Here is a 13,564-nt window from a genome sequence, read left to right on the forward strand (position 1 = left end):
TCGATAAAATCGAATTAAATTTATAAAGAATTGATAATTATGATGGAATGCAATAAAGTGAAAATTACTGTTTTGATATGGATCTGTTTAACTTTTGCACCATTTGTCAATGCTGCCGTTTACCAATGGTCGGTACCGATAACAAGCATAGTTTCTTCTGAAACTAACGAACATCCTACTGCCTTTTTGTGGATACCTGAGCAATGCACGCAAGTTAAAGCTTTGATTTTTGGCCAGCATAACATGTGTGAGGAGACCATTTTTGAACACCCCGCTTTTAGAAAAAAAATGTTGGAATTAGGCTTCGCTATTGTTTGGGTTTCACCTGGCATTGACCAGCAATGGGATGTAAGGAACGGCTGTCAACAGGTATTTGACACAATAGTTAAAGCACTGGCAGAAACAAGTGGGTATCAGGAGCTGGAATATGTCCCTGTTGTTCCGCTGGGTCATTCGGCAATGGCAACTTTCCCATGGAACTTCGCAGCGTGGAATCCCGACAGGACTTTAGCCGTTATTTCCTATCATGGAGATGCACCCCGGACTAACTTGACAGGTTACGGCAGGGAAAATCTTGAATGGGGCAGGAATCGTAATATCGACGGTATTCCAGGGTTAATGGTTGAAGGTGAATACGAATGGTGGGAGTCCAGGGTAAACCCAGCGTTAGCTTTTCGGATGATGTATCCCGAAAGTTGTGTTTCCTTTCTATGCGATGCAGGGCATGGGCATTTCGATGTGTCCGACGAAGTTGTAGATTATCTCTCTCTTTTCCTGAAAAAGGCTGCATTCTACCGTTTGCCAGATAATCAGCCGGGTGATAAACCAGTACTTTTGAGAAACCTAAACCCACATGATGGCTGGCTTGCAGAAAGATGGCATCCCAATCAGAAAAAGCGGGCAAATACTGCACCTCTTTTTCAATATATAGGCGATGTGCATGATGCGTTTTGGTATTTCGATAAGGAAATAGCTGAAGCTACTGAACAATATTATGCCCGGACACGGGGCAAAAAAGAACAATACATTTGTTACATGCAAAATGGTAGTTTATTGTCTTTTAACGAAAAATCGCATGCGCGGATTGCAGGAAAATTTGAACCCGAAAAAGATGGCGTTACATTTCATTTTACAGCAGTATTTACGGATACCATACGAAGTAGAAGAATAGATGACCATGCTAATGGGAACCCGTTGATATCAAGAATTTGTGGGCCCGTAAAAAAAATCAACGACACTACTTTCAGGTTGGATTTTTATCGCATGGGCTTCAACAATTCAAAGCGAACAGGTGATATATGGTTTATTGCCAGCCATCCTGGCGATGAAAAATATAAAAGTACTGTTCAGCAGTTCAATATGCGTATCTCTATTGCCAATAAAGAAGGAAAGCAACAAACTATTGAATTTCCGACAATAGAAAATCAACAAACCAACGTTCAGTCAATTAAGTTGGGTGCAACGGCATCATCAGGGATGCCTGTCTATTATTACGTAAAAGAAGGTCCCGCTGAAGTAAAAGCTGGAAAATTGGTATTCTCCCAAATTCCACCTCGCAGCAAATTTCCAATAAAGGTAACAGTGGTGGCCTGGCAGTACGGGCGTATAATTGAGCCCAAAATTCAATCAGGAGAACCAGTCGAACAAAGTTTCCTAATCACAAAAAACTAAGTTCTAAATTCAAAAGATATTGATCATGAGAAAGATTTTTCTATTTACACTTATTTGTTTTCTTACTCATTCGCTGTTTGCACAGAAACACAGTTACTTGTTGCATACCGATGCCAATGTTGCCCGGTTGAAAAAGCAAATGGAAACCAGTATAGAGGTGAAAGAAGCCTGGGAAAAACAATTGCAAAAGGCCGAAGATTTGCTGAAACGCGATAGGAACGGTGCACCTGATTTACAGGAACTGGGCTTGGCGTATCGCATGACCGGCGACAGTCGTTTTGCTGACCGGATTAAACAAACCTTGATACAAGTATGTGGTAAGGAAACATGGGAAGGTAGAGATTTACTACAACGAACTCCTCCATGGAAAGGTGGTTTGGGGACAGCACATACAACCTTTTATGTGGCTATCGGATTTGATTGTGTTTATGAATCTTTAAGTACTGAAGAACGTCGTCGGATTGCTGAAGGAATAGTCCATCTGGGGATTAAACCTGCAATGGATGATTGGTTGAATGCCGATTCCAGCATTCACACTTTTGACACTATGGGGCACAACTGGTGGAGTGCTTGCGTAGATATGGCAGGCTTTGCTGCCTTGGCTGTAAGAGACGAAGTTCCTGAGGCCAGGCAGTGGATTAAAGAAATTTCAACATATTCTGTTGAGTGGTTTAATTATGCCGGAAGTGTATTGCAAAATAAACCCAAATCATTCGATCGCAATGGTGGATTTTACGAAAGTATTAATTACGCCAACTTTGGTTTTTCGCAATACCTGCTTTTTCGTCTGGCACACCAAAATGTGTTTCCTAATATAGATTTACCCGAGATTTTTCAAATGGAGTCCATGGCCGATTTTTTTATTCAAACAACCTATTATTCAGAAGACGGACCGACAGCCGTTAATTTTGGCGATGGCGGTGCTCATCGGAATGGTAATGCGTGTGTGCTTTTACTTTGGAACTTAGGTATTCACAAAGACCGCTATGCCTGGTACCTTAAACAAACGAATCACGGCGATGATAAAGAGGGATTAACAGTTGGTACCGCAAATGGTCTTATTCTTAATCCTGATCTTCCTGAGCTCAAAGAAGCCTATAGCCCTGAATTACCCACGATGCAACTATTCCCGGATATGGGGTGGGCGATGTTACGAGATTCGTGGAAAGAGAATGCTTCGTTTTTAGCTGTTAAATCGGGATTTACATGGAATCATACACATGCTGATGCCGGATCCTATATTCTCTTTCACAAGGGGAAAAACCTGATCATCGATTCAGGGCATTCAGGTTATAGTTCACCGCTTTACACGCAATACGATTGTCAGAGTGCTGCTCATAATGTTGTTTTATTTAATGGAAAGGGTCAACGAACAAAAGATGCGCATTTTGGAGTAGTCAATTCCGGAAGCCTTCATAACTTAATAGGAACAGACGATTTTAAATATCTTTTGGCCAATGCAACCGGGCCTTATTCTCATCTTCTTTCCAGAAACTACCGGAGCTTTATCTGGATAGGTGATGTGATCTTGGTATTCGATGATTTATTGGCTGACGAACCGGGACAGTTTGAATGGTTATTGCATTACGAAGGGGAGTCAAAACGCCGGGGACTTGATTTGTCGATAAAAGATGGAGATGCAGAGGTGCTTGTTCGCCCATTGTTTCCGGAGACATTTCCAGATGGAGGATTGCCACACGATTTCCCGGAGAAATTGCGTTTAGACGAAAAGTTGGGATATAAAGACCGCAACACTCGCCAGGCATACTGGTCAATTAGTCATTTTGAGCAAACAAGCCGTACCAAATTTCTTTCTGCCATAATCCTGAAAGATGAAGAAAAAAAAGCTGATTTACCGTTAATCGAGCGATTTCAGGGAAACAATTTTTTAGGTGTCCGCATCACTCAAAAAGGAGAAACAACAGAGGTTTATTTCAACCTGTTAGCTGATGGACGTTTAAAACACCGCAATAGTATTATTAACATGCACGGCTGGGAAACTGATGCCTACCTTACTGCAATTACTTTTAATGAAGGTGCTGATAAATCAAAGGTGGAAAATGTGAAAAAATTGTTTTTGAGTCACGGAAGCTACGTGAGAAGAAACGGACAGGTATTAATGCATGCATTGTCGAAATATACAGCATTGGTCGAGAATTTAAACGGACAGGCCGAAGTAAGTTTTCAAGGGCAGCCAATAACCAGTTTTAGCCTATATTCTCCAATAAAAAAGTCATCAATATTAGTCAATAATAAAACTTATCATGGTGATTATAATGTGCAAACAAAACGAATTAAAACAATTATTAAATAGCTATGAAAAAATATAATATCGCCATCATTATAGTCCTATTGATATTCAGCAGTAAAACAAATGCCCAAAAAATTATTGAATCCACCAAGCAGGTTTTAAAATCGCCAAACGAAAAGTTTGTATTTGAGTTTTTCCAGAAAAGTGATCGTAATGGAAAAAAACAAATGTACTATCAGCTTTCTTTTGAAGGTAAGCCTGTTGTTTTGGAATCAGAATTAGGAGTGTTAATAGAAAACAACTTGTTTGAATCGGCTTTAGCGATAGAAAACGATCCCAGTGATTTGTGGTGCGAGAATCTGGATTTTAAAGGTGTTGATCGAAATACTGTTGATGAAACCTGGAAGCCGGTTTATGGCGAACGGAGTATTGTCAAAAACCACTATAACGAAATAGTGATTCATTTCAATAAATTTGGAACAGAAGGTGATTTGGAAGAAGGATATGCCGGAACGTTTTACGATAAACGCCGAAGTTATAATATGGATCTTTTGGTGCGGGCATATAATGAAGGAGTTGCCTTTTCCTATCATTTCCCGGAAACATCAAACGGGCTTTTTATACATATCGAAGGGGAACAAACAAGCTACACCTTGCCCAAAGGCACTATGGCCTATTATGAAGGTTGGGCTCAGGGGCCTTATAGTTATTTGCCTCTAAAAGATTGGCCGGGAGAGTGTGAACGTCCTTTGACTTTAAACCTAAAGAGCGGATTACATGTGGCCTTACTTGAAGCACAAATGGTTGACTACAGCAGGGGAAAGTTCATTTTGGATGATGAAAAAGCAAATACCATTAAGCTTTCGATGTATAGTAAGGTTGATGCTGCCAGACCCTATTCAACTCCATGGAGAGTGATCATGGTTGCAGATACACCCGGAGGATTATTGGAGAATAACGACATTGTCTTAAACCTGAATAAGCCCAATCAAATTCAAAATACCTCGTGGATAAAACCAGGAAAGGTTGTCCGTTCGAATCTGACAACTCAGGAGGCGAAAGAATGTATTGATTTTGCAGCTGAGCATAACCTGCAGTATGTACATCTCGATGCCGGCTGGTATGGGTCAGAAGTGGATGTAACTTCGGACGCAACAACGGTTGATAAAAACAGGGATTTAGACATTCAAAAGCTGGTAAATTATGGAGCATATAAAGGCGTTGGCATTATTTACTACGTAAATCAACGTGCTTTGACTAACCGATTGGATGAAGTGTTTGAACAATGCAGGAAATGGGGTGTAAAAGGTGTTAAGTTTGGTTTTGTTCACATCGGTTCAAACCGTTGGACAAGCTGGTTGCATGAGGCGGTAAAAAAAGCTGCCGAGTATCAATTGATGATCGATATTCATGATGAATACCGTCCAACCGGATTTAGTCGTACTTACCCAAATTTAATGACCCAGGAAGGTATACGAGGAAACGAGGAAATGCCGGACGCAACGCATAATACAACCTTGCCATTTACACGATTTTTGGCCGGGGCTGGAGATTACACCATTTGCTATTATGATAACCGCATTAAAACGACTCACGCTCATCAGCTAGCCCTTTCGGTTGTTTTTTATAGCCCTCTCCAGTTTATGTACTGGTACGATAAGCCATCGGCTTATCAAGGAGAAAAAGAGATTGCCTTTTTTGATGCAGTAAAAACAGTTTGGGACGATACTAAAGTAGTAAACGGGGAAATTGGTAAATATATTACGGTGGCCAGAAAATCAGGTGACGAGTGGTTTGCAGGGGCAATTACGAATAAGGAAGCACGCGAAGTGGAGATTCCTCTTTCTTTTTTAGAGCGTGGAAAGAAGTATAAGGCCAGTATTTATACCGATGATGACAAAATAAAATCCCGTACTAAGGTGAAAACGTCTGAAAGCGAAGTAGATGCCTCAAAAATATTGAAATTTAAATTAAAAGAGAGTGGTGGTGTCGCAATTCATTTTGTGATGGTGAAAAATAAATAATGTCATAAAATAAGTAAAAAACAACGAGTTGTGAGTTACACGGATTAGCTCATACAATCAATTCTATATTCACTCAATCAAAATAAAAATGAAACAATACGCGATAGGTGCCGATATAGGTGGAAGCCATATTAGTTGTGCATTGGTTGATATGTTCGAAGGACATATTGTAGCCGATAGTCAAACCGAGATGAAAATTGATAACAAAGCTTCTGCTAATGAGATATTAAACGGTTGGAAGGATGCCATAGCATCAACGATTGAGAAAGCAGGCCGTGAAAATGTTGCAGGTGCTGGTTTTGCTATGCCTGGCCCATTTGCTTACGATAAAGGGATTGCTTTATTTGATGAATCAGTGGCTAAATTCGAAAAGCTCTGTAAGGTTAATGTGGCTAATGAGCTTGCCGGGCGTTTACGAACAAACGGTTCAATGCCATTTCGTTTTATGAACGATGCTTCTGCCTTTGCAGTAGGGGAAGCATGGCTGGGCGAGGCTAAAGAGGTAGGTAAAAGTGTCTCCATTACTTTGGGTACTGGTTTTGGTTCTGCTTTCGTAAATAATGGAGTACCGGTAGTTGAAGGGGAAGGAGTTCCTAAGATGGGATGCGTTTGGCATCTTCCGTTTAAAAATGGAATTGGTGATGATTATTTTTCAACCCGATGGTGCATTGCGCGCTGGAAGGATCTGTCAGGTGAAAAGGTAAATGGTGTAAAAACCATTGCTGATGCGGTATCAGCAAATCCCAAAGCCAAAAGTTTGTTGGAAGAGTATGGCTCAAATATGGGTGAATTCCTGGGGCCTTGGTTAAAGAGTTTTGGAGCCGAAATGTTGGTGATAGGAGGAAATGTGAGCGGAGCTTATAACTTGTTTGGTACCGCCTTTGAAGCTGAATTGAAAAAACAAGGTGCAGATGTTCAAATTGCCATCTCACGATTAAAAGAAGATGCTGCCATTATCGGCAGTGCCCGTATGTTGGATGATGCTTACTTTAAGCAGATAGAGAAGGTGTTACCCTTAATGTAAGCTATTTTGGGTATTGTGTGAAGAGCTTGAATCAATAGAAACTTGTCAACCTCTTCTGTATGCTGTTTCTGGATTTTAATAAAAATATTTTGTAAAGACAATGACAAATAAAAAAATAAACATCTCGCAAATTATGCCGGTTTTGTTTGGCTTTTTTGTAATGGGATTTTGCGATGTGGTTGGTATCACGTCAGCTCATGTAAAAGAAGATCTTTTGGGTGGATACGATCCGGCATTTAGAGATACACTTTCGAATCTTATTCCTGTAGCACTTTTCTCAATGTTTTTGCTTTTTTCTATTCCGACAGGGATGTTGATGAATAAAATTGGCCGAAAAAAAACAGTGATATTGAGTAATGCAATTACTATTGTGGCCATGTTTATTCCACTAATAGAGTATTCTTTTGTAATGTCTCTTATTGCTTTTGCCCTATTGGGTATTGCTAATACCATCTTACAGGTATCTCTAAACCCGTTAATTGCAAATGTAGTAAAAGGCGACAGACTGACCAGCAGTTTAACTGCCGGACAGTTTGTAAAAGCAATTTCATCATTTAGTGCCCCTTTTATTGCTGCATTTGCAGCTTCTCAGCTTGACAACTGGCAGTATATCTTTCCTATTTATGCGCTAATTACCTTGTTATCTACTGTTTGGTTGATATTTACGCCAATAAAGGAGGATCCAATAGAAGAAAAGGCCAATTCGTTTGGCAGTGTAATGGCTCTTTTGAAAGATAAAACCATTCTGTTGTTATTCTTGGGAATATTGTTTGTTGTTGGAGTTGATGTGGGGGTGAATACTGCTTCATCTAAAATATTAATGGAACGTTGTGGTCTAAGTTCAATTGAAGCTGGCTACGGACCAAGTGTTTATTTTGCATTACGTACTTTGGGAGCCTTCTTAGGTGCAATAAGTTTAGCTAAATTCTCTTCTTCTAAATTCTTTAAAATAAATATTGTGGTTGCGGTAGCTGCACTGGTGATATTAATTTTTATGCAAAACCAGTATGCTGTTTTTGTTATTTTTGGTGTTATTGGTTTTACTATTGCCAATATTTTCCCTATTATCTTTGGAATGGCTATTCAGGCCCGTCCTGATAAAAGCAATGAAATCTCTGGTTTGATGATTACCGGAGTTTTCGGTGGGGCTGTTCTTCCTTTTCTGATGGGAATCCTATCTGATGTGGTGGGATCCCAGACAGGTTCTGTAATCGTTATTCTAAGCGGGGCACTATACCTTACATTTGCGGCTTTTGCTTTAAGTACTAAAAAACACGAAGATTGAGTTGTTCTAAAATTGATTGGCAGAAAAACAGCTAATTTAAGTACAGAACAATTAATTTATTAGAAATTTCACAATCTGAAATTGGTTGTAATTCCAGGAGGTGTGTCTTGGATTAATGTGATTTTAAAAACCGCATGAAACATTCGTTTTATGCGGTTTTTATGTTTTAGGAATCAGTAGTGAACTAATATTGCAGAGGTAACCGAAAAGGATATGTCCTTGAATTGAGATGACTTTGTGTTATCTTTATGAATATGAGTGTTTTAAAATTGATGTTTATTGCTCTTAATTAACATCTGTGACACTGATTTGTATCATAAATGACACATGAGTTATCATTTCAACCTTTATCATTAACAAATTTTAACAGGTTGAAGTAGGACCCGTAATATATTTGCAACATGTTTAATAACCGAGTTTTATTTAAATCAGATTTCTATGATGATTAAAAAAGCGAAATTAAAAATTCCGGTGCAATCGTTATCAAGGCAGTTGCTAATTTTTACTGGAATTGCGCTGATGTTGCTTTCAGCAACTGTGGCATATGGGCAGACAGAGCGAACCATAACGGGTGTTGTTGTATCTGCGACAGACAATACGCCAATACCGGGTACGAATGTAGTTATAAAAGGAACTACAATTGGTGGAATTACCGATATTGATGGAAACTACTCTATTCAGGTTAACGAAAACGATGTCGTTGTTTTTTCTTTTATTGGATTTAGATCTCAGGAAGTTCTTATCTCCAATCAGCAGGTAATAAATATTATATTGGCTGAAGATGTATCCAGCCTTGATGAAGTTATTGTTGTAGGTTATGGTGTTCAGCAGAAAAAACTAGTGACTGGTGCTACTTCTCAGATGAAAGGAGACGCAATTCAAAAGCAAAATGCGACTAACCCTTTACAAGCCATGCAAGGTCAAACGGCCGGTGTTAATATTGCATCTACTTCAGGGCAACCAGGATCAGACATGAGAGTAAGCATTCGTGGTATTGGTACGGTTGGAGATTCTCAACCACTCTATATTATTGATGGAGTTCAAGGAGATATCACAACGGTAAATGCTTCGGATATTGAAAGTCTGGATGTATTAAAAGATGCTGCTTCTGCTGCTATTTATGGTTCTCAGGCTGCTAATGGTGTTGTTTTGGTTACTACAAAACAGGGGAAAGCCGGAAAAGCACAAATTTCCTTTGATGCTTATTATGGTGTGCAAAATGTAGCAAGAACCACTGATATGCTTAACAGAGATCAATACATTACAATGATGCAGGAGCAAGCATTAAACTCAGGGTCAGCTTTGTATGGCGCAAGTGTTTTTGATGGTGCTGCCGATACTGATTGGGTAGATCAAATGTTTACAGACAATGCTGTTACTGAGAATTATTCACTTGGAATTACCGGAGGAACAGATGCTTCTGTTTATGCTCTTTCCTTATCTTATATCAATCAGGAAGGTATTGTAGGTGGAGCAGATGTATCAAACTATGAACGATATGGTTTTCGTGTTAATACAGAGCATAAACTGTATGAAAATATTTTAAAGGTTGGCCAGCATATGAATTTCAATTATATTAAGAATAATGGAGTTGCTGTTGGGAATCAATATAGTAACAGCTTAAGAGGTGCATTTGGTACGTCTCCTTTATCACCAGTATATAGTGATAACAATATTTACGGCAGTCCTTACAATGACACCTCTAATTCTCCTTGGAATACCGGTGATGGTAATCCTTACGGATTATTAATGACAAACAATAAAAATGCAAGCGATCAGCAAAAAATGCTTGCTGATATTTATGCGGAGTTAGAGCCTGTTGAAAATTTAAAAATCAAATCATTGTTTGGGTTTAACTATTATGCTTCAGAATATCGAAGTTATTCACCATTGTATCAGTTCTCTATTTATTCATACAACAATGATCACACTACAGTGAATCAAAACATGAGTAAAGGACATACCATGACTTGGACGAATACAGCAAGTTATAGTTTTGATCTTAACGAAGTACATAAGTTTGATGTATTGGCTGGTATGGAAGTTATTCGTTTTCAGGGAACTAAATTGGAAGGTTCAAATTGGGATCTGCTCTCACAGTTCGACAATTTCGGAGGTGCTTATCTTGATAACACAAGTGGACAAGCAGAGCTGGATAAAGATCCGGAAACTGGTGAAGTAAAAGGAGTTATTGAGAAACGCACAGTTGGAGGTGGACCAGAGGTGAAATCACGTCGTCTGTCCTATTTCGGTCGTTTGGGATACAACTACAAAGAAAAATACATGCTGAATGCGACTTTGCGTGCAGATGCTTCATCGAAATTTACCAAAGGGAATCGCTGGGGATATTTCCCATCTGTTTCGGCCGGTTGGGTTGCAACAAATGAACCATTTTTAGAATCGGTTAGTACCTGGATGGATTTCCTTAAAGTGCGAGCAAGTTGGGGACAGGTAGGTAACCAGTCTATTGATGATTTTCAGTATGCAGCACCTGTTAATACATCAACCAATTTTTCAGGGACTGATCCAGCTGCTAATTATGTGTTTGGTACAGCACTGGTAAATACACCTGGAGCATATCCAAGCAGATTATCCAACCCAAATGTAAAGTGGGAGACCTCGGAACAAACCAATATTGGTTTTGATGCTTATTTTATGAATAGTCGATTGGGAGTTAATGCAGATTTTTATGTGAAAAAAACCAAAGACTGGCTGGTAACAGCACCAATTTTAGCAACTGCAGGTACATCTGCTCCCGTTATTAATGGAGGTAATGTAAAAAATACAGGAATTGAATTGGCCTTGACATGGTCCGATAACATTGGAGATTTGAATTATCATATTGGTGTTAACGGTGCTTATAATAAAAACGAGGTAGGGCAAATCCCTACTGATGATGGAATTATTCATGGTTATACAAATCAGTTGTACGATAATTCACCGGAGTTTTACAGAGCTGAAAATGGACATGCCATCGGATATTTCTGGGGTTATGCAACAGCTGGAATATTCCAAAATGAGGCAGATATACAAGCTTGGCGAAATGCGGGAAATGGAATTTTGCAGGACGATGTAAAACCAGGTGATGTGAAATATGTAGATCAGGATAAAAATGGAATCGTAAATTCTGACGATAAAGTGGATTTGGGTAGTGGTATTCCTGATTTGACTTATGGTTTTAATCTTAGTTTGGACTACAAAGGATTTGATTTGGCAATTTCTGCTAATGGTGTTGTGGGTAATGAAATTGTACAGTCGTACCGAAACCAGGGGAATAAAAAAGCTAATTACACAACAGCGGTATTGCAGCGATGGACTGGTGAAGGAACATCCAATAACATGCCACGTGTTACAGAGACCAATGTAAACTGGCAATTCTCAGATCTTTATATACAAAATGGAGACTTCTTGCGCATTAGTAATATTGCTTTGGGATATGATTTTAGCAGATTAACAAAAAACTCACTATTCAGTCAGCTGCGATTATATGCTGCTGTTCAAAACGCATTTACTTTTACAAAGTATGATGGTATGGATCCGGAAATAGGATATGGAACACAAAGTTGGGTGTCAGGGGTCGATTTAGGATATTACCCACGTCCTCGTACTTTCCTGGTTGGTGTTAATCTTAAGTTTTAATGTTGATAAAGATTTAGAATTATGAACAAAATAAAATTAAATATTCTAACATTTGGAATGCTGAGTCTGGGATTATTTTCTTGCTCAGAATCATTTCTGGATGTAGAACCGGAAACCTCTATTTTTGATAGTAATTTTTACAAAACGGAGGCTGATTTTGAAATGGCTTTAGTTGGTTGTTACGATGGATACCAAAGAACAACATCTGATGGCGGAACGGCTTTCTATGTAGCTTCAGAGCTTCTGTCGGATGAATGTTTTGGTGGTGCAGGTGCAGGAGACGATAGAAATAATCAGCTTTTGGATCGGTTTGATCTAAGTCAGGCACCCTCTTACAATGATATCTTTAACGAGACCTGGAAATCTTATTATGCAGGAATTTTTCGCTGCAATAAGTTGTTAACAAAGCTGGATGATATTAGTTGGGAAGGCAAAGAAGATACTCGCAGCAGAATTGAAGGTGAGACTCGCTATTTACGTGCGCTATTGTATTTCGATTTGGCACGATTGTTCAATAAAGTGCCCTTGTTGCTTGAACCAACTACCGATAATGTGCCGCAATCGGAACCTGCTGCTGTTTATAAAGTAATTGCTGAAGATTTAAAGTTTGCTGCTGAAAATATTAATCAGCCGGCTTATTCCCCTTCATGGGCTGCCACAAATGACGGACGGGCAACTCAATGGGCTGCAAAAGCCGTGTTGGGAAGAGTGTTCTTATTTTATACAGGTTATTATGGTACTGCCGATTTAGAAGGAGTGGTTGATAAAGCTTATGTGTTGGCAGGCCTTGAGAATGTGATCGGCGAAGGAGGTTTTTCATTAGTTTCGGAATACAAAAATCTTTGGGAAGCAGCCTCGACAACACCAGTACCTGAAGATAATACTTTAGTTAGTACCTGGGCCGGAAGAGGAAACTCAGAAGCAGTATTTACACAGAAATTTAACTACACTTCTGATTATAATGGCAATGTAGATGGAAACAGATGGTTGGTGATGATGGGATTAAGAGAAACTACTTCTTCGCCTTATGGTTACGGATGGGGATTATGCACCGTAAATCCAAAAACCGCTCAGAGTTTTGATACTGATGATCAGCGGAAAACTGCCTCGGTTATTGATATGGTTTCTGAAGGTGTGATTGAAGATGTTGATCTATCCAAGTGGAGGGAATATACTGGATATTGTAATAAAAAGTACATACCTCTTGCTCTTCCTGATGGAACTTATATTGTTGACGGTTTAGGTGAAGGTGATAACCAAATTTCACAATTTCAGGATTTTATCGTGATGCGTTATTCTGATGTTTTATTGATGGCTGCTGAATTGGGAAGTGCAAAGGCTCAAACATATTTTGATGAAGTGAGAGGACGGGCAGGTTTAGGTACTAAAACCGTAACAAAGGAAGCCATTATGGCTGAGCGTAGAGTAGAGTTTGCTTTTGAAGGAATCAGATATTGGGATTTATTGCGTCAGGGAATTGATGTGGCGGCTACTGCAATTGCAGAAAGTAATACAGAAGTATTAAGTGCTGATGTGTCTGATTTTATTACAATCACAGAGGCAAACATCAAAAAAACAAATGGTTTTATGCAAATTCCAAATACACAAATTACTCTTTCGAATGGTGTCTTGAAGCAAAATGCAGGATGGGAGTAGTTTTAAAAAATATA

7 protein-coding genes are annotated in these 13,564 nt (G+C 39.1%); all 7 read left to right on the plus strand.

What is annotated here, in order from left to right; all coding sequences use genetic code 11:
* Positions 1-39: 39 nt before the first annotated feature.
* Entirely contained in the window at positions 40-1,671 is a 1,632-nt protein-coding gene (locus BZG01_RS10780) for a hypothetical protein (RefSeq protein ID WP_218973085.1), read from the plus strand.
* Between the two features lie 25 nt (positions 1,672-1,696).
* Positions 1,697-3,985, plus strand: a complete 2,289-nt coding sequence (locus BZG01_RS10785) for a heparinase II/III domain-containing protein (RefSeq protein WP_101309847.1) — start codon at positions 1,697-1,699, stop codon at positions 3,983-3,985.
* Between the two features lie 2 nt (positions 3,986-3,987).
* Positions 3,988-5,946, plus strand: coding sequence for a glycoside hydrolase family 97 protein (locus BZG01_RS10790; protein ID WP_101309848.1), 1,959 nt, complete (start codon positions 3,988-3,990; stop codon positions 5,944-5,946).
* Positions 5,947-6,034: 88 nt separating this feature from the next.
* Positions 6,035-6,970 carry an ROK family protein gene (locus BZG01_RS10795; RefSeq protein ID WP_101309849.1) on the plus strand — a complete coding sequence of 312 codons (936 nt, stop codon included), beginning with the start codon at positions 6,035-6,037 and terminating at the stop codon, positions 6,968-6,970.
* 100 nt (positions 6,971-7,070) lie between these two features.
* The gene (locus tag BZG01_RS10800; RefSeq protein ID WP_245870337.1) at positions 7,071-8,255 is read left to right on the plus strand and encodes an MFS transporter; all 1,185 of its coding nucleotides are present in this window, start codon (positions 7,071-7,073) and stop codon (positions 8,253-8,255) included.
* A gap of 438 nt (positions 8,256-8,693) precedes the next feature.
* Positions 8,694-11,894, plus strand: a complete 3,201-nt coding sequence (locus BZG01_RS10805; RefSeq protein WP_245870339.1) for a SusC/RagA family TonB-linked outer membrane protein — start codon at positions 8,694-8,696, stop codon at positions 11,892-11,894.
* Positions 11,895-11,915: 21 nt separating this feature from the next.
* On the plus strand, positions 11,916-13,550 hold the full coding sequence (locus BZG01_RS10810; RefSeq protein ID WP_101309850.1) for a RagB/SusD family nutrient uptake outer membrane protein: 1,635 nt from the start codon (positions 11,916-11,918) through the stop codon (positions 13,548-13,550).
* Positions 13,551-13,564 lie beyond the last annotated feature (14 nt).

It is taken from the genome of Labilibaculum manganireducens, assembly GCF_002843385.1.
Taxonomy (GTDB): Bacteria; Bacteroidota; Bacteroidia; order Bacteroidales; family Marinifilaceae; genus Labilibaculum; species Labilibaculum manganireducens.